Below are 21,398 nucleotides of genomic sequence, written 5' to 3'. Positions count from 1 at the left end.
TGACAGGACTGCCATGACGGGCACACCGCTGGCCGCCGCGGCGATCGCCCAGCTGGAGGCCGAAGGCGTCGACACCGTCATCGGCACGGTCGTCAACCCGGCCGGGCTCACGCTGGCCAAGACGGTGCCGATCCGGCGGACCAACGCCTTCGCCGACCCCGGGCTGGGCGCCAGTCCCTCCTGGCACGTGTTCGCCATCGACCAGACCGGCATCGCCTTCACCCCCACTGTCGGGGTGGTCGGCGATCAGCGCCTGCGCCTCGACCTGTCGGCGCTGCGCATGATCGGCGACGGCCTGGCGTGGGCGCCCGCCGGCTTCTTCGAGCAAAACGGCGCGCCCGTTCCGGCGTGCGCGCGGGGCACCCTGGGCCGGATCCAGGACGCGCTGCGTGCGGCGGGGATCGAGGCGGCCGTCGGCCACGAGATCGAATTCCTGCTGGTCGCCCCGGACGGCGGCCGCCTGCCGTCGACGCTGTGGGCGCAGTACGGCCTGGCCGGCGTGCTCGAGCACGAGGCGTTCGTGCGCGACGTCATCGGGTCGGCGACGACGGCCGGTGTCCCGATCGAGCAGTTCCACCCCGAGTACGGCGCCAACCAGTTCGAGCTCTCCCGGGCGCCGCAACCGCCGGTGGCCGCCGCCGACCAGCTGGTCCTGATGAGGCTCATCGTCGGCCGCGCCGCACGCCGACACGGGTTGCGCGTCAGCCTGTCCCCGGCGCCGTTCGCCGGCAGCGTCGGATCCGGCGCGCACCAGCACTTTTCGCTGACCCGGTTCGAAGGGGAGCCGGAGGGCCCGCTGTTCTCCGACGGCACGGGCGCCCAGGGCATGACCGCCGCGGGGGAGAGCGCCGTGGCCGGCGTGCTGCGCGGCGTGCCCGACGCGCAGGGCATCCTGTGTGGATCGATCGTGTCCGGGTTGCGCATGCTCCCCGGCAACTGGTCGGGCGCGTATGTGTGCTGGGGCACCGAGAACCGCGAGGCCGCAGTGCGTTTCATCAAGGGCGGCCCCGGCAACCCGCGCGGGGCCAACGTCGAGGTCAAGGTCATCGACCCGTCGGCCAACCCGTACCTGGCGTCCGCGGCGATACTCGGCCTGGCCCTGGACGGGATCCGGCGCGGCGCCACGCTGCCGCCCGAGACCACCGTCGACCCCGCCCTGCTCTCCGACGCCGACCGCAACCGGGCCGGAACCGTGCTGCTGCCCGCCGACCAGTCCGCGGCGATTGCGGCCCTTGACGATTCCGCGTTGCTGCGTGACATCCTGGGCGATCCCGCGGTCGACATGGTGGTCGCCGTCCGACGCCTGGAGCGGGAGCGCTACGGCAATCTCGCCGCCGAGCAACTGGCGGACAAGTTCCGGATGGCCTGGAGCGTCTGAGTGCATCCGAGTGTGTCTGACCTGGCGCACCGCATCGCCGACGTGACACTGATCGATCAGCACGTCCACGGATGCTGGCTGACGCCGGGGGACCGGCAACGGTTCGAGAACGCGCTCAACGAGGCCAACACCGACCCCATCACGCACCCCGGTTTCGACTGCCAACTCGGCTTCGCCGTCCGCGCCCACTGCGGACCCCTGCTCGGCCTACCCAAACACGTTGCACCGGAAGACTATTGGTCCCGCCGCGGCCAGCTCGGGGAGACGGAACTGGCGCGGCTGTTCCTGACCGCCGCCGGGGTCAGCGACTGGCTGGTGGACACCGGAGTCGGCGGCGGGGTGGCGGACACGGGGGAGATGGCGGCGCTGTCCGGCAACCGCGCGCACGAGGTCGTGCGCCTCGAGGAGGTGGCCGAGCAGGCCGCGCACGCCCCGGGCGACTACGCGGCGGCGTTCGACGAGATCCTGCACCGGCGCGCGGCGGGCGCCCAGAACGCGCGCCACCGGGGGGGCCGGGGCGAGCAGGGGCGGGAGCGGGGCGGCGCGCGGGCCGAGCGGGGCGGAGAACGGGGCCACCCCGGCGGGGGCGTCGCGCAGGGGAGGGGCCGGTGGCGCGACCGCGGCGGTGTGCGGCTGACGGATCTGGTGCTGCTGCGCTTCGGGCTGCACCGGGCGCTGCGGCTGCGCAAGCCGCTGCAGTTCCACGTCGGCTTCGGGGACCGCGACTGCGACCTGGACAGGGCCAACCCGCTGCTGCTGCTCGACTTCCTGCGACAGTCCGGCGACACCCCGATCGTGCTGCTGCACTGCTATCCCTACGAGCGCGAGGCCGGCTATCTGGCGCAGGCGTTCAACAACGTCTACGTCGACGGCGGGTTGAGCGTGAACCACCTGGGGGCCCGGTCGCCGGCGTTCATCGCCCGCCTGCTGGAGCTGGCGCCGTTCGGCAAGATCGTCTACTCCTCGGACGGCTACGGCCCCGCCGAGTTGCATTTCCTCGGTGCGGCGTTGTGGCGCAAAGGCATTCACCGCGTCGTGAGCGGCTTCGTCGCCGACGGCGAGTGGAGCGAGGACGACGCCGTCCGGGTGGTCAACCTGATCGCCCGCGACAACGCCGCCCGCATCTACCGGGTTTGATGCCGGGCGGCGCCGGGGTATACCCGCCGACATGGCGACGATGGGGGACGTCCTGGACTGGGCGCGCAGGCAGGTGGTGTCGCGGGTCCCCAAGGCCGACCTCGACCAGCGCGACCCCGACTACATCCGCGACCAGCTGCCGGGGACCTGGCTGCTGGCCTCGTTCTACTTCCGCGCCGACGTGCGGGGGCTGGACCGCATTCCCGCCGAGGGCCCGGTGCTGCTGGTCGGCAACCACAGCGGCGGCAACGTGCCCCCGGACACGTTCGTCTTCACGCTGGCGTTCTGCTCGTACTTCGGCGTCGAGCGGCCGTTCTACCAGCTGGCCCACAACCTCGTCGTCTCCGCGCCGCCGCTGGGCTGGTTGCGCAAGTTCGGCACCGTCGCCGCGAACCCCGAAAACGCCCGTCTGGCATTGGATTCCGGGGCCGCGCTGCTGGTGTATCCGGGCGGCGACTACGAGGTGTTCCGGCCGTCGTGGGAACGGCACAAGGTCGACTTCGGCGGCCGCATGGGATACGTGAGGCTGGCCCGCGAGGCGGGCGTGCCGATCGTCCCCGTCGCCAGCGTCGGCGGCCAGGAGAGCGCGCTGTTCCTCAACCGGGGGCAGTGGCTGGCCAAGCTGCTGATGGCCGACAAGCTGCTGCGGCTCAAGAGCATCCCGATATCGCTGGCGCTGCCGTGGGGCCTGAACATCAGCGACCTCGCGGGGCACCTTCCGCTGCCGACCAAGATCGTCATCGAGGTGCAGCATCCGATCGACGTCGACGGGGACGATCAGGCGGTGCACGACAAGGTGATGGCGAGCCTACAGGGCGGCGTGGACCGCCTGGCCGCCGAACGCCGGTTCCCGGTGCTGGGCTGATGCGCGTCGAACGCCGCTGTATCGTCCGCGCCGACCGCGACGCGGTGTGGAAGATCATCAGCGACCCCGACCGCTACCCCTCGTTCATGACGAACCTGGAACGGTGGGAGCCGGCCAACGACCAGCCGCCCGGGGCCGGGGCGCGGTACACCGTGCACTGGAAGATCGGCTCGGTGCCCGTCGGCGGCCTGATCGAGGTGGTCGAATTCGACGAGGGCCGCGACCTGGCGTTCGTGGGCATCACCGGAATCACGCTGCGGGGGCGGATGCGGTTGCGTGACTGCGGCGACGGCGGCCGCACGAAGGTGACCTTCCGGCTCTCCTACCAGGCGCCGGGCGGGTTGATGGGCTACATCGCCGACCGGATCGCCGTGCGTCAGGTGGGCCGCACGCTGTCCGAGACCCTCAGGCGGCTCGGACGGCTGGCCGAGTCATAGCGCCCATTGCCCGCGTCACGGCGCCGGGCGTGGCTGACCTCAGACCAGTCCCGACGCGTCGAACACCCAGCTGGTGTCCGCGCTCGCGAGGTTCTCGAAGTGGTTCGGCGGCGCGAAGGCCACCAGGCTGTTGAAGTCCCAATAGTCTTTCCACACAGCCACTTTCCCGTCCGCCACCTTGTGCACGGTGACGAACCTCAGCACGCCCTGCTCGCCGGTGCCGAAAGTCCACGTCTCCGAGTGCTCGTAGATGACGTCGGGGCCGTTGGACACCAGCAGACCGTCGTGGTTCTCATAACCCGCCAGCGGCTCGAGCCCCATCTTCAGCCGCTTCACGATGTCGTCGGGACCGCGCGCCGCCAACGCCGGAACGGGCATGTCGACGTAGAGGCAGTCGTCGGCCAGGAACGTCTTGACCGCGTCCCAGTCCCGCCGGGAAAGGGCCTTCCATAGCCCGAGCACCACATCCTCGACCGCGAGCGTAGAAACGTCTGTCATAGCGGCCAATTAACTAGGTTGTTGGACAGGTGTCAACCGCGGCCGTTGTTGCTCACCACGGTGACCGCACAGCGCCGCCGGACTGGTTCGGCCGCCACCTCGGCGGGCAGTGCACGGCCTCAGCCGTCGACCCGGGCCATCGACCGCGCCGGCCCGAGGGTGACCGGCAGTGACGACCAGCCGCGCAAGACCCGGGTGTCCCGCCTGCTGCCGCTGCCCGCGGCCCGCGCCTCGGGGAATCGTTCGAAGAACGTCCGCAGCCCGACCTCTCCCTCGGCGCGCGCGAGCGCGGCGCCCAGGCAGAAGTGGCGCCCGCCGGAGAATGCGAGATGCCTTCCCGCGTTGGGCCTTTCGATGTCGAAGCGATGCGGATCGTCGAACACGGCCGGGTCCCTGTTGGCGGCCGCGAGGACGATCACCACCAGTTCGCCGCCCTTGACCCGCATTCCGGCCACCTCGACGTCGTTGCGCGCCACGCGCGCGGTGAGCTGCACGGGCGGGTCCAGCCGCAGAATCTCCTCAACCGCATTGGGCCACAGCTCGGGCCGTTGCCTCAGCAAGTCCAGGTGCCCGGGCGTGTCCAGCAGCATGCGAATCCCGTTGCCCAGCAGGTTGACCGTGGTCTCGAAGCCCGCCGCCAGCACCAGACCCGCGATCGCCTGCAGCTCGGTCCGATCGAGATGCGTCTCGGCGGAACCGCTTTCGGCCATCTGGATGAGCTGGCTCATCAGATTGTCGCTGGGGGCCCGGCGCAACCGGTCCAAGTGCCCGGTCAGCCAGGAGTCGAACCCCGCGATGCCCCGCTGGACGTTGCGGTACTGCCGCCACCGCAGCCCGATGTCCAGGCTGGGGGCGGCGAGCTCCCCGAACCCCAGGACGCGCGGCCGGTCACGCTCGGGCACGCCCAAGATGTCGCTGATGATCGCGACGGGAAGCTGTGAGCAGTACCGGCCGACGATGTCGACGACGCCGGAGTCACCGGACTCGTCCGCCAGCCGGTCCAGGAGACCGGACGCGGTGCCCTCGACCCCGTCCCGCAACGCGGCCACGGCGCGCGACGTGAACACCGCCGACACGGTCTTGCGGTAGCGCGTGTGGTCGGGCGGCTCGACGGCCAACAACGACGGCGCGCGCAGCGGATGGAGCAGATCATCTCGGGTGCGGGTTTCCAGCCAGCGCAGCGGCGCCGGCAGATTGGCGCCCATGTTGATCACGCGGAAGTCGTCGGAGCGCAGTAGCTCGTGGGCGAGCGCGTGGTCAGCGGTCAGATAGTTGGTACGGCCCCTGACGAGCGGACCCAGGGACCGCAGTTCCTCGTAGAACGGGATCGGGTCGGCGGACACCGTCGGGTCGGCGATCAACCTGGCCTGCAGATCACCCCGCCGGGCCGCCATGGCCGCCACACCGCGGATGAAGCCGTGTAGCGCAAGCCAGTGCAGTCTCTCCTTCATCGATCCTCCATCGATGAGCCGGTTTTCAACCCAGCGTAGGCCGGATTTCCCTCAGCACTCGGCGGAGATCTTGAAGTCGGTGGTCACCACCTTGTCGGGGTTGCTGCTGTTGATCCCGTAGGCGCTGCCCGAGATGGTGTACAGGTCGTTGGTGGTGTCCGCGTGCGCGCTGCCCACCCCGCCCTCCCAAAAGCTTCCGGTGAACCCGTCGACGTTGCGGATCTTCACCCACTGCGGGATGGCCCGGTACCCGCTGAGCAGCACCACAGCCTCGACCCGCCCGTCATGGTCGCGCAGGTCGAGGGTCCGGTACGACTGGTCCTGGCTGCACGCGGCGGGGCTGACGGTGTGGGTGACGCCGCCGAGCGTGAGGTGGGCCGCTTTGCGGGGTACGGTCTGGGCCTGCGCGCACCCGGCGACGCTGGCGGCCCCGACGATCAGGGCGAAACCCAGTGCGGACAAACGGTTTTGCACCCGTCCTCCTCTGTCTGTCATGGCCTCTTCGGCATCAGCGCCGGCAGGGACTTGACGATGCGAGCCCGCACGAACTCCGGGCTGATGCCCTTGAGCACATCGATGACGCGGATGCTCCTGGGCACGTACCAGTGCAGCCGCGACGGATGCTGGTAGGCCTGCCACGCCGCCTCGGCCACCGCGCTCGCGGGCATGAGGCGGAACAAGCCCTTGGTGGGCGCGCCGGCGCGCAGTTCTTCGGCGGAGGCGGGGACCGCGGCATCGTCGGAATGGTTCGGGGTGTTGGTCAAGATGGCGGTGTCGATCAATCCCGGCAGGACGTCGGCGACCCGCACCCCGTGTCGATCCCATTCGACGCTGAGCGCTTCGGTCAGCCCTTTGATCGCGTGCTTGGTCGACGAGTACACGGCGATGCGCGGCATCCCGTAGGTGCCCGAGGACGACGACGTCGAGAACATCAGGCTGCCGGGCGCCTTCTTGAGGTAGGGCAGCGCCCCGTACGCACCGGTCAGCACGGCCTTGAAGTTCACGTCCACCACCCGCATGGCCGCCTCGTACGGCACGTCCTCAAACCAGCCGGACTCGCCGATGCCGGCGTTGTTCCACATCATGTCCAGACCGCCGCCGGGGTTGCCCGCGCAGAAGTCCGCGAGGGCGGTGTCGAGGGCCGCCTTGTCCGTCACGTCGACGGTGCGGGTCCACAGCCGATCCTCGCCGAGCTCGCGCTGCAGATCCCTCAGCCCCTCCTGGTTGCGGTCCACCGCCCCGACGCGCCAGCCCTTGCCGTGGAAGAGTCTGGCGCCCTCGCGGCCCATGCCACTGCCGGCGCCGGTGATGAAGATCGACTTCACGGCGCCCCGGATGCCGACTGGGCCTCGACCACTTCTTTGATGCGGTTCAGCGTCTTGGTCATGTCCCGGACATTGCGCCGCCTGCGCAAGAAGCCGCCCATCAACCAGTACAGGCCCAGCCAGGGCGCGGGGCTGAGCCGGAACGACTCGGTCACGTCCGTGCCCGCGCCCATCGGCGCCAACCGGTAGTGCCAGTTGTTGACCGCCCGGTCCCCGACCAGAACTTCAAACCCGAACTCCCGACCCGGTTCGCACGCGGTCACCTTGCAGGTGGTCCAATACACCGGCCCAATTTCGTTGCGCCGAACATGCCCCCGAAACTTCGCACCGAGCGCCGGTCCCGTCGCGCCACCGAGCCACTCCGCCTCAAATACCTCGGGGGAGAACTTCCCGGTGTTGCGAATGTCGGCGATCAGGTTCCAGATCTTGTCCGCCGGCGCCGCCATGTGCACTGTCGCCGAACCTTCCATGGCCTGATCCAAGCACATGGCGGCACCGCGTCATAGGTCTCGCGGACCGGCCGCCGATCAGTGCGGAACCGCCGCCTGGATCAGTCCGTTGATGATCTGCTTGATGCCCTGCGCGGGGTGCGAGTACCAGGCGATCGGGACGCCCGACTCGGCGCCGCACTTCGGCCACGCCTCGACGCCCTGGTCGGCGAAAACCCGGTTGGCAACGGCGATTTGCTGTTCGCGCGACGCGGCCGCGGGGTTACCGACGCCGCCGTACTGGGCCCACGTGCCGGGCTTGAATTGCAACCCGCCATACTCACCGTTCCCGGTGTTGGCGTGCCAGTTGCCGCCGGATTCGCATTGCGCGACGGCATCCCAGTTCGGGGTGACATCGGCACTGGCGACGGTGGCAGAGGAAATCAGCGACGCTGCAACGAACCCGCCGACCACCACGGACTTGACGAGAGTCTTGCAGAGTTTTCTCATGTCAAGGTTTTCGGCGGGCGTGTTCAAAGTGTTACCAATCCGAAAATGGCGCGATATAGGCCCTCTATCGGCCAAAATGGCTCATTTGGGAAAGAACTGAACTTTTAAGAATTAATGAGAAATAACTAAATCAACCTTGGCAATACGACCGGGTCGCCGCCCCGAGGGCCTGCTGATACAGGCCGTCGAGCCGGCGAGCGCCGATGACTTCGCGTCGCGCGGTGTCCAGCCAGTCACTGCACGCCGGCGAGCGCAGCGCGTCCCAGTCGACCGCGATCTGCGCCAACATCTGCTGGTTGAGGGCGTCGATCGTCGACCGCGACGCCGACAGGTCCGGCGCCGTGACGGGCGCCGTGGCGGGGTTCAGCTTCCAATCGGCGAAGCGCTGATATTCGATGGCCTCGGTGGCGGCGATCTGATCGCCAAAGATTCGGGCCACGTACTCCGGGTCGGCCCCGCCCATTCGCCGGGCGTCGGCTCGCACGCTATCCAACTCGGCCCGGACGCGTACCGGGTCCTCGATGGCGCCGTGGGTGTTCCACTTCGCGGCGGCCACCGCCTCGGCGACCTGCAATCGCTGCGCGGCGGCGTCGACCAATCCGGTCAGGGGGCCGGCGTCGTCGGCGCGTGCCTGCGGTGCGACCAGCACGGCCGTCAGCGCGGCCACGAGGGCCCACGGTCGCCTGCTCATGGCGTTCATTCTCGCGCGCCGCCGAGGCGCCTTGGGCCGCGAGTTAGCCTGGCTGCAGGTCCCGATGACTGACGTTCCAATTGCCAAGGGGCGCATTCCGAACCGGCGCGGCCGATTCGGCGACTCCCTGCGCTCGACGCCGGGTCGCGCGCTGATCGGCGCCGCGCTGACGCTGCCGCTGTTGCTGGGCGGGGCGTTCGTGTCGGTGGAGCGCCTGCATTCGAAGCCGTCGGACGTCCTCGACCATCCGGCCGACCCGGTCACCGACCAACAGAGCAAGGACCAAGTCATCGCGCCGGCCCGGCAGATCGTCGCCCTCACCGGCCTGAGGACCGCGTCGGCCGGCTACCTGTTGATGTCCTGCAAGAACCGGGACGACCCGCCCTACCAGGGCGCCGTCTACCTGACCTTCGGGCTCCCGGCCGGCGAACGGGCCGACACGTACTTCGACACCATCGCCTCGGCGCTGGGCTCCCACGGCTGGGCCGAGGGGGCGCCGCAGAACGACCACGCTTTCGGGCACGTCTTCTCCCGCGACGCGGTCACGGCGACCGTCTACAGCGACGGCGACGCGCCGGGCGTGGGCGTGGTCCGCATCTACGGCCAGTGCCGGAACCTCAACGACCACCGCACCGACCCGACGGGCTGGGTCGACGTGACCGGCGAGGTCACCTCGCCGCGCTGACCGCCCTCAACGCACTACTGCGCCCGACGATGTCGTCGGGCGCAGTAGCGACGTCGGGGGAGGAAGCGGTTATCCACCGCCCCCGGGGGTGGCGCCCAGGGAGCCCTGCAGGTCACCCTTCATGGCGTTGAGCTGCGCTCCCCAGTACTCCCAGCTGTGAGTCCCGTTGGCGTTGAAGTTGAACACCGCGTTGTGGCCTCCGGCCGCGTTGTAGGCGTCCTGGAACTTCAGGTTGCTGCTGCGCACGAAGTTCTCCAGGAACTCGGCCGGCATGTTGGCCCCGCCCAGCTCCGACGGGGTGCCGTTGCCGCAATAGACCCAGAGCCGGGTGTTGTGCGCGACCAGCTGCGGGATCTGCACGGTCGGGTCGTTGCGCTGCCAGGCGGGGTCGCTGGACGGGCCCCACATCGCGTCGGCCTTATAGCCGCCGGCGTCACCCATCGCCAGTCCGATCAGCGACGGTCCCATCCCCGAGGACGGGTCCATCAGGGCCGACAGCGAACCGGCGTAGATGAACTGCGCGGGATGGTAGACGGACAGGATCATCGCCGACGAACCCGACATCGAGATGCCGATCGCGGCGCTGCCGGTGGGCTTGACGCTCCGGTTGGAGCTCAGCCACTGCGGCAGCTCGCTGGTGATGAAGGTTTCCCACTTGTAGGTGGAGCAGCCGGCCTTGCCGCAGGCGGGCTGGTACCAGTCGGCGTAGAAGCTGGACTGGCCACCGACCGGCATGATGATCGACAGGCCGGACTTGTAGTACCACTCGAACGCCGGGGTATTGATGTCCCAGCCGTTGTAGTCGTCCTGAGCGCGCAAGCCGTCGAGCAGGTACACGGCCGGGGAGCCATCACCACCGCTCTGGAATTGGACCTTGATGCTGCGGCCCATCGCGGCGGAAGGCACTTGCAGGTATTCGACCGGCAGCCCCGGACGCGAGAAGGCGCCCGCGGTCGCCGCCCCGCCGGCGAGACCGACCAGGCCGGGAAGCGTCATAGCCGCTGCCGCGCCGACCAAAAGCCGGCGCCCCCAGGCCCGAAACTTGTCGCTAACGTCTGTCATTCCTGCCCCTTGTCGCTGTGTGATGCTGCTCTCAACCAGGAAATTTACCGTGAGAATCGCCCAAATGTCGATCTAGACGCGGGGACGTATCAATTTCATATCGCTTTTAACGGCGAATTTCGCACTCGGGATAACCGGGTCGGCCCGCCACCGCCGGGACTCATCCGTCGCGAAGGGCCAGGCAGCGGCGCCCCTTCGGAAAAGCCCGGCTGGACCGCGCCCGACCCTGCGCGCACGGCGCCGAGCCTGCGCCCGCGGCGTCCGGGCGGCCCGTTTGACGGCCCTGGGCGCAGTCTCGATCCGGGCGATGGCCGGGTGCGCAGCGCTGCCGCCTGCGGGTTTGCTTCGGGTATTGCACCGGTGTCACAGGATCCGCGGACACCGCGTAGGCTCTCACGAGCAAGCCGACGGAGACCACGCCGTCCCGGGTCGTTCCGGCTCTCACGAAACGTCGCGTCCCCCGCGGTGCGAAGTCTGGGGCCGAGAGCATCGGCGACCGGGACCGATTGAGGTGCAGATTTGGATACGGTACTAGGGCTGTCAGTGACGTCGACCGCCGTCGGGTGGGTCCTCGCTGAGGGGCACGGCGCGGACGGCACCATCCTCGACCATCGGGAGATGGCGCTGCGCGCCGGGCGCGGGGTCCACGCCGTGAGTACCGCAGAGCAGGTGGCGGACGAAGTCTTGCGGGTGGAAGCGCAGGCGGCCGCCAGCGATCACCACCTGCGCGTCGTCGGAGTGACCTGGAACGACGAAGCGTCGGCCCAGGCGGCGCTGGTGCTCGAGGCGTTGACGGGAGCGGGATTCGACAACATCGTGCCGGTCCGACTGCTCGAGGCGGTCGAGACTCTGGCGCGGGCCATCGCGCCGGTCATCGGTTACGAGCAGACCGCGGTGTGCATCCTCGAGCACGAGTTCGCGACCGTGGTCATGGTCGATGCCCACGAGGGTGAGACGCACACGGCGATCAAGCAGGTACGCGGTGGTTTCGACGGGCTGACGACCTGGCTGAGCGGGATGTTCGAACGCGATGGATGGCGGCCGGGCGGTGTGGTGGTCGTCGGCGCGGGCAGCGAACTCAACGGATTCTCCTGGCAGCTCGAGAAAGCGCTGCCGGTGCCGGTTTTCGCGCAAACCATGGCGCAGGTGACGATCGCCCGGGGCGCGGCGCTGGCAGCGGCCCGCAGCACCGAGTTCACCGACGAGCAGCTGGTGGTGCGCCGCGCCGAACCCGCCGCGACGCCCGCGCGGCCCCGGCGGTGGTCCTACACCGGGGCAATGACCGCGCTGACCGCCGGTGCGATCATGTTCGTCAGCTCGGTGTCGGCAGCCGTCGGACTGCAGCTGGCTCCCCAGGGCGAGGGCGCAACACCCCGCCACGCGGTCCATTCACCGACGCCGCAGGTCGCCGAGGCCGTTTCGCCGGCCGTCGGATCGGTACCCCAGCCGGCGGCCGAACCTGCGGTGCCCGCGGGCCGGCCGGGGGAGCGCCAGGACGCACCCGCCGAGCAGCAGCCGGATCCCGACGGCCGCCAGGCGCACTTGACCAGGGTGCTCGAGCACATCCCCGGCGACGCGGGCGGGTCGGAGCCTCAGGCACCGCAGCCTTGATCAGTCCTTGGCGTGGACCGCGCTGAACGACACCGATACCTCGTCGGTGACCTGCACTGAACCCATCAGCAGGGAGTAGGGCTTGACGCCGTAATCCCGTTGGCGGACCGTCGATTCGACGGACAATCTCCACGAGTCGCCGAGATCTTCTGTGCGCAGGTCGATTACGTGGCTTCGCGACTTGCCCTTGATGTGCAGCGTGCCGTCCAGGCGGTACCCGTCGCCGGTGGGGGTGACGGTGTCGGCGACGAAACGGATCTCCGGGTAGCGCCCGGAATCCAATGACCTCATCGCGTTCGACTTCACGATGGCCTTCTCCGGCCCCGACAACGACTTGACGCCACCCTCGCCGCGCAACACCTCGAACGAATCGACGTCGACGGTCAGCTCCGCACCGGCGGGCTCGTCGCCCGCCCAACTCACGGTGGCCCGCCAGCGGGTCATCGCGATCGTGAGGCGATGCCCCATCCGCGCGGCGCGGCCCGTGACACCGGTCCGGATCAACAGCTCGCCGTCCGAGGCGTCCAGGGTCCAGGCGGTGGTCATGACCGACGCCAGGTCACATCGTGAGGACGGTGCGGTAGTGGGCGCGGCCGTCTTCCATGGCCGCATAGCCCTCTGCGGCCTGTGCCAGCGGCAGCTCCTCGATCCACGCGCGCACACCGGAGAGCACCGCGAAATGCATTGTCTCCTCAACCTCTTTCGCGGTGCCGGACGGGTGGCCGACGACGCTGAGGCCGGGGTTGATCAGCTGCACGGGGCTGACCGGCAGCGGGTCGGCCGTCACGCCGATCGCGATCAGCTCGCCGCGGGGCTGCAGCCCCCCGACGGTGTCCGCCATGGCCGCCGAATTGCCGGCGGTGCCCAGCACGACCGCCGCCCCACCCAACGCCTGCAGCGCCTCGGCGACATCACCCCTGGTGGAGTCGATGTAGTGGTGGGCGCCCAGCTTTCGGGCATCCTCGGCCTTGGCGGCGCCGCGGGCGATCGCGATGGTCTCGAATCCCATGGCCCGGGCGAACTGCACCCCGAGATGGCCGAGGCCGCCGACACCCAGAATCGCGACGCGGTCGCCCGGCATGGCCCTCGTCTGGCGCAGCGCGTTGTACGTGGTGACGCCGGCGCAGCCCATGGGTGCGGCCTCCACATCGGAGAGCTCCGACGGAATCCGGGCCAACGCGCTGGACGGCACCGTCACCGACTCCGCATACCCGCCCGGGTAATGCCAGCTGGGAACTTTGCCGTTCGCGCAGAAAATGAAAAGCCCACGGCGGCAAGGATCGCAGCGGAAGCAGCAGCCGCCGAACCACCCGACCGCGACCCGGTCGCCGACGGCGAAGTCCTCGACGCCCTCGCCGAGTTCGGCGATCGTCCCGGCGATCTCGTGCCCCGGGGTCAGCGGCCAGGAAATGTCGGGAAAGCCACCGTGGACGAACGCGCGGTCGGTTCCGCAGATGCCGCAGGCGGTGACCGCTATGCGTGCCTCGCCGCGTCCCGGGGACACCGTGTCAACATCGGAAAGTTCGAGCGGGCCGCCCTCGGACTGGATCAGGACCGCTTTGTGCTTGGGCATGCGTAACGATAACTCAATGGGCGACAGGGGATTTGGCGGCCCCGTCGGAGTGGTAGTCGACCTGCCAGTGCTTGATGCCGTTGAGCCAGCCCGACCGCAACCGCTCGGGCTTGCCGACCGACTCCAGGTTCGGGATGCCGTCGGCGATCGCGTTGAACATCAGGTCGATCGTCATCCGCGCCAGGTTCGCCCCGATGCAGTAGTGCGCGCCGGTGCCACCGAATCCCACGTGCGGGTTCGGGTCGCGCAGAATGTTGAAGGAGAACGGGTCGTCGAACACGTCCTCGTCGAAATTGGCGGAGCGGTACACCATCACGACCCGCTGGCCCTTCTTGATCTGGACTCCCGACAACTCGTAGTCCTGCAGGGCGGTGCGCTGGAACGAGGTGACCGGTGTGGCCCAGCGGACGATCTCGTCGGCGGTGGTCGCCGGCCGCTCCCGCTTGAACAGCTCCCACTGGTCGGGAAAGTCGGTGAAGGCCATCATGCCCTGGGTGATGGAGTTGCGGGTGGTCTCGTTGCCGGCGACCGCCAGCAGGATCACGAAGAAGCCGAACTCGTCGTCGGACAGCTTGTGGCCGTCGATGTCGGCTTGGACCAGCTTGGTGACGAGGTCTTCCCCCGGATTCTTCGCCCGATCGGCGGCCATCTGCATGCCGTACATGATGAGTTCGACGGAGGCGGTAATGGCGTCGTTGTTGGCGAACTCGGGGTCCTGGTCGCCGACCATCTCATTGGACCAGTGGAACAGTTTCTTGCGTTCCTCCTGAGGTACGCCCATCAACCCGGCGATGGCCTGCAACGGCAGCTCGCAGGAGACCTGCTCGACGAAGTCACCGCGCCCCTGGGCGGCCGCCTCCTCGACGATGTGCCGGGCGCGCTCGGCGAGGTCGCCGCGCAGGCGCTCGATGGATCGAGGCGTAAAGGCGCGGGAGATGATCTTGCGCAGCCGGGTGTGCTGCGGCGCATCCATGTTGAGCAGGACGAACTTGCCGCGTTCGACCTGTTCGCCCACCGTGCCATCCTTGTAGCGCGGCAGCGCGGTCTTCTCCAGGCTGGAAAAGACGTCGCTGCGCAGCGATATCTCCTTGACGTCCTTGTGCTTGGTCACCACCCAGAAGCCGCCGTCGTCGAAGCCGCCCGCCCCCATCGGCTGCTCGTTCCACCAGATCGGCGCCGTTCGGCGCAACTCGGCCAGTTCTTCCACCGGCAGCCGCTCGGCGTGGACGTCCGGGTCGGTGAAATCGAATCCGGGCGGCAGGTTCGGTACCGGCTTGGCGGATGACTCGGCGGTTGGCATGGCGCTCCTCGATATGACGTCCTCTAGTGACTGCTAGTGCAAATAAACCATCGCTACACCACGGTTGGGAAGCGCTGCGACAAGATCGCCGGCCAGAACTGCAACGTGTTCAGGGGGCCACGCACCGGCGATGGTGAACCCGCCGGGAAACCACCTTGTGGCCGGCGGCGCACTCGATATGCTTTGGTGCAGGTCATCGGGGACGTGGGGCCCGGTGGCACTGACGCGAAGGGTGGAGCATGATTCGCGAACTACTCACCGCCGTGGCGGCCGGCGCGATGGGAGTGGCCGGCGCGATCGGGGCCGCGCCGCACGCGGCGGCCCAACCGCACTACGACGGCGACGTGCCGAACATGAACTACGACGCGTCGCTGGGGGCGCCGTGCGACAACTACGAGCGCTTCATTTTCGGTCGCGGCCCCAGCGGTCAGGCCGAGGCCTGTCATTTCCCGCCGCCCAATCAGTTTCCCGCGGCCACCACGGGATACTGGGTGATCTCCTACCCCCTGTTCGGGGTGCAGCAGGCCGGGGCAAAGTGTCCTGGGCCGCAGTCGGCGGCCCAGTCCGACGGCGGACTGCCCATGCTGTGCCTGGGCGATCGCGGGTGGCAGGAGGGCTGGTTCACCGGCGCAGGTTTCTTCCCGCCCGCGGGATGACGGCCAAGCCATGACCACCGGCCGTCCCGCCGAAGCATCGGTGCCGCGCTGGCTGCACCTGGTTCTGGCCTCCGACCGTGCCGGCTCGGCCGCCTACGTCGGGACCGGCTTCTTCTTCGCGCCGGCGCTGGCCCTGCTGTCGCCGTGGCCGGCGGTCACCGCGGTGCTCTGGGTGGTCATCGCGCTGGCCGGGCTGTGGCTGGGCCTGCTCGGCATTGCGATGGCGATCGGGCTGGCGCGCGTGATGCGCTCCGGCGCGACGATCCCCGAAGACTACTGGCGCAGGCTGGTGAATTACTGACCACGTTCGGCTGCGTCTAGAGTCGTCTCAAAGACCCTGCAACGAAGGAGATTTCGATGGGCTTCAACCCGAAAGACGCGGTCGACGCCGCCCGGGACATCGCCACCAACGCCGTCGAGAAGGCCTCGGACATCGTCGAGCATGCCAGCGACATCATCCGCGGCGACCTTGCCGGCGGCGCCAGCGGCATCGTCCAGAACTCGATCGACATCGGCACCTATGCGGTGGACCGGACCAGGGAAGTGTTCACGGGCCGGGACGCCGCCGACGAGCTCGACGACGAATAGCCGTCGCTAGACGGTTGCGGCGGCGTTCAATTCGTCCAGTCTGTTCGTCGCCTCGAGGTATTCCTGCACCCACCGTTCGATGACGGTCGCCGTCTTCTCCACCTTGGTGAACTGGCCGACCACCTGTCCGACGGGATTGAACGCCACGTCGACGCTCTCGTTCGGGTACCGGTTGGTGGCGCGCACCGCCATGCCGGAAACCATGTACTGCAAGGGCATTCCCAGCGGCTTGGGGTTGTCCGGCTGCTCCCACGCCTCGGTCCAGTCGTTGCGCAGCATGCGGGCCGGCTTGCCGGTGAAAGACCGGCTGCGGACGGTGTCGCGGCTGCCCGCCTTGACGTAGGCCGCCTGCTGCACCGGCGTATTCGAGGATTCCTCGACCATCAGCCACTGCGACCCGGTCCAGGCACCCTGGGCACCCAGCGCGAGCGCCGCGGCGATCTGCTGGCCGCTCCCGATGCCGCCGGCCGCCAGCACCGGCACCGGGGCGACCTCCTTGACCACCTGCGGCCACAACACGATCGAGCCGACCTCACCGCAGTGCCCGCCGGCCTCGCCGCCCTGGGCGATGATGATGTCTACCCCGGCGTCGGCGTGCTTGCGCGCCTGCGAGGGCGATCCGCACAGCGCGGCGACTTTCAGCCCGGCATCGTGGATGTGCTTGATCATGTCTGCCGGGGGAGTGCCGAGCGCGTTCGCGATCATCTTGACCTTCGGGTGCTTGAGTGCCACCTCCACCTGGGGCGTGGCGGTCGCCTCGGTCCAGCCGAGCAGCTGCAGGCTGTCGCCGTCGCTGTCCTCGATCGGCACGCCGTGGTCAGCGAGGATCTTCTTGCCGAAGTCCAGGTGCTCCTGGGGCACCATCTTGCGCAGCGTCTCGGCCAGCTCCTCGGCCGACAGGTGAGAGTCCATGCCCTCGTACTTGTTGGGGATCACGATGTCGACCCCGTACGGGTGGTCGCCGATGTTCTCGTCGATCCAGTTGAGCTCGATCTCCAACTGTTCGGGCGTGAAGCCCACGGCGCCGAGCACCCCGAAGCCACCGGCCTTGCTGACTGCCACCACGACGTCGCGGCAGTGGGTAAAGGCGAAGATGGGGAACTCGATGCCGAGCTCGTCGCAAATCGCGGTGTGCATGCCTACTCCTCGAACCCGTGCCGAATTGAAACGTGTTCTAGTTTAGTACGGACGTGATTGACGTGGCCAGGGGGTCCCTTCTCGCGCGTTCGCACTAAGACCCGTCGCGCCGCCGCGGTCATCCGGCGGCATCACGGACCACCCACAACGCCAGGAATGCGGCCATGCAGGCCGCGCAGAACAGATGGTCACGGCAGATCGACCGGGCCAGCCGCGACTGCCCGGCCACATCGTCGGTGCGGTGCCCGAGCCGGACGGCGTGCGGGACCGTCCGGGTCGACGCGAGAACGATCGGCGCGCCCGCGAGGCCCGCCGATACGGCGAGCACCCACACCGGGTCTTTGCCGGTGGTGGCCTGAAATGCCAGCGCGGCCAACAGGATCAGCATCACGAGGGCGATCAATCGGCTCATCGGGCGCGATGTGGTGGTGGCGCGGTGGTAGTACCCCGCAATGCAAGCGAGCACGGGCTCGGGCAATTCCGCGTTGGGCGACCGGTGCCCGAAGACCTGCGCATCGAAGATCAAGTCCATCCAGAGGACCGCGAACAAGAAACCACCGCAAGCGGTCAGGACGGCAGCCACGTTGCCCACCTCCGATCGACGAAGCCGTATGGCAATTGCACTCTATTGCGCGCGGCGGCGGTTCGGCCCGGAAATCACTTCTGCCACTTGAGTTTCAGCTTTGTGCGGATAGGGTCTCGTGTCGGTGGGTCGACGTAGTATTCGAACATGCGTTCGGATTGCCGGGAGGGGATCGTCGGGGTGCTCGATGCGCTCGACGCGGCGGTGGACCATGTGTGCGCGTTGTCGTTTGAGACGCTGACCACCCCCGAGCGGATGAACGTGCTGGCGCGCCTGGAACGGGTCGCCCGACGGCTGCCGGTGCCCGGCCACCGGTTGATCAATCAACTCGCCGCGCAGGCCGATCGCGAGGAGCTGGGCGCGCAGCTGCCCGTCGCGCTGGCCACCCGGCTCCACATCACCCCCGGCGAGGCCGGACGGCGGATCGCCGAGGCCGCCGACCTGGGGCCGCGCCGGGCGCTGACCGGGGAGCAGTTGGCGCTCCGCCGATTTCTGGTCCAACTGCCCGCCGCGGTCGACCCCGGAACGCGGGCGGCCGCCGAAGCGCACCTGGCCAGGCTGGCCGCCGAGCACCGCCCCGACGATCTGGCAAAGCTTGCCGAGCGAATCACCGCTTACCTCAACCCCGACGGCAACTACACCGACGCCGACCGGGCACGCCGGCGCGGCCTGACCCTCGGGAAGGAATGCCTCGACGGCATGTCCGAACTACGGGGCCTGCTCACCCCCGAAGCTCGCGCCACCCTCGAAGCGGTGCTGGCCAAGCTGGCCGCCCCGGGTATGTGCAACCCCGACGACGAGCGCCCCGTCGTCGACGGCCCGGCAGATGAGCGGGCGGTGCGGCGCGATGCGCGCTCCGCCGCCCAGCGCAACCACGACGCCCTCAACGCCGCCGGGCGCGCCCTGCTGGCCTCGGGAAAGCTGGGCCAACACAACGGATTACCGGCGGCGATCATCGTCACCGCTGAGCTCAAAGACCTCGAGGCCGCCGCCGGTACCGGACTCACCGCCGGCGGCACCCTGCTACCCATGAGCGATGTCATCCGCCTGACCCGCCATGCGCATCACTACCTGGCGATCTTCGACAAGGGCAAGGCCCTCGCGCTCTACCACACCAAGCGCCTGGCCTCGCCAGGACAGCGAATCGTGTTGTACGCCAAGGACCGCGGCTGCACCCGGCCGAACTGCACAGCGCCGGGCTACTGGTGCGAAGTCCACCACGTCCAGGAGTGGGCCATCAGCCGCCGCACGGACATCAACAGCCTCACCCTGGCGTGCGGCCCCGATCACGCCCTGATCCAGCCCGGCGGATGGACCACCCGCACAAGCGCCAACGGCGACACCGAATGGCTCCCCCCACCACACCTCGACCACGGACAACCCCGAGTGAACGAGTATCACCACCCCGAAAAGATCCTCGGCGAGCGCGACGACGGCGACCCCTAGCGCCCCTTGATCGGCCGCCGCGGCACCGGGTACCGTGATCCTGCCAATTACGGAACTATGAGTAGCGTAATTGGTTGTACCCGCCCACCGAAAGGACCGGCTCGATGCGCAGCCCGTATGCCGGCGATCCCTTCACCACTCCCACCGGGGAGATCGCCGCGGCGCTCGAGGACGTCAGCATTCCGACTCTGCTGCTCTCGCTGGTCCACATCACCGGCGACCCCCGCTTCATCCGGGACTTCAAGCCCCTGGGCATCTTCCTCAACGAGGTCCAGGGCTTCATGTCCGAGGAAGACAAGGCCCGCGCCCGCGCGGTCGCGCTGTCGGTGATCACCGACTACCGCGACCGCGGTTGCCCCGAGCCAAAGCCGCTGAGCCCCGAACTCATCCAGGAGATGATGGACTGGGCCGCCTGCGAACACGTCACCGACGACTACCTGCCCCTGCTCTCCGAAGAGATGGACCTCGAGGGTGTCGACCCCCGTCGCCCCGCGTCCTTGCCCGCCGAGGCCGCCGCCAAACTTCCCGTCGTCGTCATCGGGTGCGGCGAGTCCGGGATCCTGGCCGGCATCCGCCTCAAGCAGGCCGGCGTCCCGTTCACCATCCTGGAGAAGAACGCCGGGCCGGGCGGAACCTGGTGGGAGAACACCTATCCCGGCGCGCGCGTCGACGTGGCCAACCATTTCTATTGCTACAGTTTCGAGCCCAACAACGACTGGACCCACTTCTTCGCCGAGCAGCACGAGCTGCGGGACTATTTCACCAAGGTCATCGACAAGCACGGCCTGGCCGAGCACATTCGCTGGCAGACCGAGGCCCTGTCGGCCGAGTGGGACGACGACGACGGCATGTGGACAGTGTCGCTGCGCGCGCCCGACGGCCAGACCAGCACCCTGCGCGCCCGCGCCCTCATCACGGCGGTCGGGCAGCTAAACCGCCCTAACATACCGGAATTCGAGGGCGCCGACTCCTTCGAGGGTCCGGCTTTCCACTCCGCGGCCTGGGACCATTCCGTCGACCTGACGGGCAAGCGGGTCGCGCTCATCGGCGCCGGCGCCAGCGGCTTTCAGATCGCGCCCGCGATCGCCGACCGCGTCGAGCACCTGACCGTCTTCCAACGGACCGCGCAGTGGATGTTCCCCAACGCCATGTACCACGACGAGGTCGGCGATGGGGTGCGCTGGGCGATGCGCCACCTGCCGTACTACGGCAGGTGGTACCGCTTCCTCGTGATGTGGCCCGGGGCCGACAAGGGTCTCGACGCCGCGCGGGGCGATCCGAACTACGCGGACCAGGACTACGCCGTCAGCGACATCAACGCCGCCGCCCGGATGATGTTCACCCAGTGGATCACCAGCCAGGTCGGCGAGGGCAGCGACCTGTTGGACAAGGTGTTGCCCGACTATCCCGCCACGGGCAAGCGCACGCTGCAGGACAACGGCAGCTGGCTGCAGACGCTGCAGCGCGACAACGTCGAGTTGGTGCGCACGCCCATTCAGCGCATCACCCCGCGCGGCGTCGTCACCGAGGACGGCGTGACGCACGACGTCGACGTCATCGTCTACGCCACCGGATTCCGACACACCGACGTGCTGTGGCCCATGACGATCACCGGCCGCGACGGAGTCGACCTGCACGAGATGTGGGGGTCACGGCCGTACGCCCACCTCGGGATCACGGTTCCGCATTTCCCGAACTTCTTCATCATCTACGGGCCGGGGGCGCATCTCGCGCACGGGGGCAGCCTCATATTCAACTCCGAACTGCAAATGCGCTACATCGACCGGTGCCTCGAGCACCTGGCGACGACGCACGCGCACTCGTTGGAACCGACGGACGAGGCGGCCACCGCCTGGCACGACCGGACGCAGGCCGAAATCAAGAAGATGGTGTGGGCGCACCCGGCGGTCAAGCACTCCTACTTCAAGAACGCCGACGGCGAGATCCACACCGTCAGCCCGTGGCGGCTCTACGAGTACTGGGCCGCGGTCCGCACCCCCGACTGGTCCGAATTCATTATCCGACAAGGGAAGTGAA

24 protein-coding genes are annotated in these 21,398 nt (G+C 68.7%); 11 read left to right on the top strand and 13 right to left on the bottom strand.

Features of this window, described 5'->3' with window-relative positions; all coding sequences use genetic code 11:
- Positions 1-13 precede the first annotated feature (13 nt).
- Genes BN971_RS03535 through BN971_RS03520 form a run of 4 tightly spaced genes read left to right on the top strand, consistent with a single transcriptional unit; the run spans position 14 to position 3,817 of the window.
- Positions 14-1,378 (top strand): type I glutamate--ammonia ligase, encoded by a 1,365-nt coding sequence (locus BN971_RS03535; protein WP_090349796.1) that lies wholly within the window; start codon positions 14-16, stop codon positions 1,376-1,378.
- Between the two features lie 12 nt (positions 1,379-1,390).
- Entirely contained in the window at positions 1,391-2,515 is a 1,125-nt protein-coding gene (locus tag BN971_RS03530) for an amidohydrolase family protein (protein WP_249262701.1), read from the top strand.
- Positions 2,516-2,546: 31 nt separating this feature from the next.
- Positions 2,547-3,380 carry a lysophospholipid acyltransferase family protein gene (locus BN971_RS03525; RefSeq protein WP_085182446.1) on the top strand — a complete coding sequence of 278 codons (834 nt, stop codon included), beginning with the start codon at positions 2,547-2,549 and terminating at the stop codon, positions 3,378-3,380.
- Positions 3,380-3,817 (top strand): SRPBCC family protein, encoded by a 438-nt coding sequence (locus BN971_RS03520; protein ID WP_085182447.1) that lies wholly within the window; start codon positions 3,380-3,382, stop codon positions 3,815-3,817. Before BN971_RS03525 ends, BN971_RS03520 begins: the two co-directional genes overlap by 1 nt.
- Positions 3,818-3,856: 39 nt before the next feature.
- Here BN971_RS03520 and BN971_RS03515 read toward each other — a convergent pair whose 3' ends face one another.
- The 7 genes from BN971_RS03515 to BN971_RS03485 all read right to left on the bottom strand — a co-directional run bounded on the left by BN971_RS03515 (position 3,857) and on the right by BN971_RS03485 (position 8,720).
- Complete coding sequence (locus BN971_RS03515) at positions 3,857-4,315, bottom strand: nuclear transport factor 2 family protein (RefSeq protein WP_085182448.1); 459 nt, start codon at positions 4,313-4,315, stop codon at positions 3,857-3,859.
- 119 nt (positions 4,316-4,434) lie between these two features.
- Positions 4,435-5,766: a cytochrome P450 gene (locus BN971_RS03510; protein WP_085182449.1), complete on the bottom strand. Its 1,332-nt coding sequence runs from the start codon at positions 5,764-5,766 to the stop codon at positions 4,435-4,437.
- A gap of 51 nt (positions 5,767-5,817) precedes the next feature.
- The gene (locus BN971_RS03505; RefSeq protein WP_249262700.1) at positions 5,818-6,240 is read right to left on the bottom strand and encodes a lipoprotein LpqH; all 423 of its coding nucleotides are present in this window, start codon (positions 6,238-6,240) and stop codon (positions 5,818-5,820) included.
- 17 nt (positions 6,241-6,257) lie between these two features.
- Entirely contained in the window at positions 6,258-7,091 is an 834-nt protein-coding gene (locus tag BN971_RS03500; protein WP_085181747.1) for an SDR family oxidoreductase, read from the bottom strand.
- Positions 7,088-7,579: an SRPBCC family protein gene (locus BN971_RS03495; RefSeq protein WP_169718615.1), complete on the bottom strand. Its 492-nt coding sequence runs from the start codon at positions 7,577-7,579 to the stop codon at positions 7,088-7,090. Before BN971_RS03495 ends, BN971_RS03500 begins: the two co-directional genes overlap by 4 nt.
- 39 nt (positions 7,580-7,618) lie before the next feature.
- Positions 7,619-8,029, bottom strand: a complete 411-nt coding sequence (gene rpfC, locus BN971_RS03490; protein WP_170322106.1) for a resuscitation-promoting factor RpfC — start codon at positions 8,027-8,029, stop codon at positions 7,619-7,621.
- Between the two features lie 130 nt (positions 8,030-8,159).
- Complete coding sequence (locus tag BN971_RS03485) at positions 8,160-8,720, bottom strand: chorismate mutase (protein WP_085181755.1); 561 nt, start codon at positions 8,718-8,720, stop codon at positions 8,160-8,162.
- A 64-nt stretch (positions 8,721-8,784) separates the two neighbouring features.
- Between BN971_RS03485 and BN971_RS03480 the strand changes: the two genes are divergently transcribed.
- A complete protein-coding gene (locus BN971_RS03480; RefSeq protein ID WP_211279822.1) occupies positions 8,785-9,405 on the top strand; it encodes a hypothetical protein in 621 nt (206 codons plus the stop codon).
- A gap of 69 nt (positions 9,406-9,474) precedes the next feature.
- Here BN971_RS03480 and ag85B read toward each other — a convergent pair whose 3' ends face one another.
- Positions 9,475-10,467: a diacylglycerol acyltransferase/mycolyltransferase Ag85B gene (gene ag85B, locus BN971_RS03475; protein WP_085181745.1), complete on the bottom strand. Its 993-nt coding sequence runs from the start codon at positions 10,465-10,467 to the stop codon at positions 9,475-9,477.
- 519 nt (positions 10,468-10,986) lie between these two features.
- On the opposite strand from ag85B, the gene BN971_RS03470 reads away from it, so the two are divergent.
- Positions 10,987-12,078 carry a DUF7159 family protein gene (locus BN971_RS03470; RefSeq protein ID WP_085181744.1) on the top strand — a complete coding sequence of 364 codons (1,092 nt, stop codon included), beginning with the start codon at positions 10,987-10,989 and terminating at the stop codon, positions 12,076-12,078.
- On the opposite strand, the gene BN971_RS03465 is transcribed toward BN971_RS03470, so the two are convergent.
- Genes BN971_RS03465 through BN971_RS03455 form a run of 3 tightly spaced genes read right to left on the bottom strand, consistent with a single transcriptional unit; the run spans position 12,079 to position 14,951 of the window.
- Positions 12,079-12,624 carry a YceI family protein gene (locus BN971_RS03465; protein WP_085181743.1) on the bottom strand — a complete coding sequence of 182 codons (546 nt, stop codon included), beginning with the start codon at positions 12,622-12,624 and terminating at the stop codon, positions 12,079-12,081. It lies immediately after the preceding gene.
- A gap of 13 nt (positions 12,625-12,637) precedes the next feature.
- Entirely contained in the window at positions 12,638-13,651 is a 1,014-nt protein-coding gene (locus BN971_RS03460; protein WP_085181742.1) for an alcohol dehydrogenase catalytic domain-containing protein, read from the bottom strand.
- Positions 13,652-13,664: 13 nt separating this feature from the next.
- Complete coding sequence (locus BN971_RS03455) at positions 13,665-14,951, bottom strand: cytochrome P450 (RefSeq protein WP_085181741.1); 1,287 nt, start codon at positions 14,949-14,951, stop codon at positions 13,665-13,667.
- Positions 14,952-15,190: 239 nt separating this feature from the next.
- Here BN971_RS03455 and BN971_RS03450 point away from each other — a divergent pair, with 239 nt between their 5' ends.
- The 3 genes from BN971_RS03450 to BN971_RS03440 are packed head-to-tail and all read left to right on the top strand — an operon-like array spanning position 15,191 to position 16,195.
- Complete coding sequence (locus tag BN971_RS03450) at positions 15,191-15,607, top strand: hypothetical protein (RefSeq protein WP_085181740.1); 417 nt, start codon at positions 15,191-15,193, stop codon at positions 15,605-15,607.
- 10 nt (positions 15,608-15,617) lie between these two features.
- Positions 15,618-15,908, top strand: a complete 291-nt coding sequence (locus tag BN971_RS03445) for a hypothetical protein (protein WP_085181739.1) — start codon at positions 15,618-15,620, stop codon at positions 15,906-15,908.
- A gap of 56 nt (positions 15,909-15,964) precedes the next feature.
- Positions 15,965-16,195 carry an Rv1893 family protein gene (locus tag BN971_RS03440; RefSeq protein WP_085181738.1) on the top strand — a complete coding sequence of 77 codons (231 nt, stop codon included), beginning with the start codon at positions 15,965-15,967 and terminating at the stop codon, positions 16,193-16,195.
- Positions 16,196-16,201: 6 nt separating this feature from the next.
- On the opposite strand, the gene BN971_RS03435 is transcribed toward BN971_RS03440, so the two are convergent.
- Positions 16,202-17,332 (bottom strand): nitronate monooxygenase, encoded by a 1,131-nt coding sequence (locus BN971_RS03435; RefSeq protein WP_085181737.1) that lies wholly within the window; start codon positions 17,330-17,332, stop codon positions 16,202-16,204.
- A 118-nt stretch (positions 17,333-17,450) separates the two neighbouring features.
- Positions 17,451-17,915, bottom strand: a complete 465-nt coding sequence (locus BN971_RS03430) for a hypothetical protein (protein WP_085181753.1) — start codon at positions 17,913-17,915, stop codon at positions 17,451-17,453.
- A gap of 147 nt (positions 17,916-18,062) precedes the next feature.
- On the opposite strand from BN971_RS03430, the gene BN971_RS03425 reads away from it, so the two are divergent.
- Both BN971_RS03425 and BN971_RS03420 read left to right on the top strand, forming a co-directional pair.
- Positions 18,063-19,361, top strand: coding sequence for an HNH endonuclease signature motif containing protein (locus BN971_RS03425; RefSeq protein ID WP_090349791.1), 1,299 nt, complete (start codon positions 18,063-18,065; stop codon positions 19,359-19,361).
- Positions 19,362-19,465: 104 nt separating this feature from the next.
- Complete coding sequence (locus BN971_RS03420; protein WP_085181735.1) at positions 19,466-21,397, top strand: flavin-containing monooxygenase; 1,932 nt, start codon at positions 19,466-19,468, stop codon at positions 21,395-21,397.
- The last annotated feature ends 1 nt before the right edge of the window (position 21,398 follow it).

Source organism: Mycobacterium bohemicum DSM 44277 (assembly GCF_001053185.1).
GTDB lineage: Bacteria > Actinomycetota > Actinomycetes > Mycobacteriales > Mycobacteriaceae > Mycobacterium > Mycobacterium bohemicum.
The sequence above is the reverse complement of the archived record's forward strand: the minus strand, read 5'-3'. Positions and strand labels throughout refer to the sequence as shown.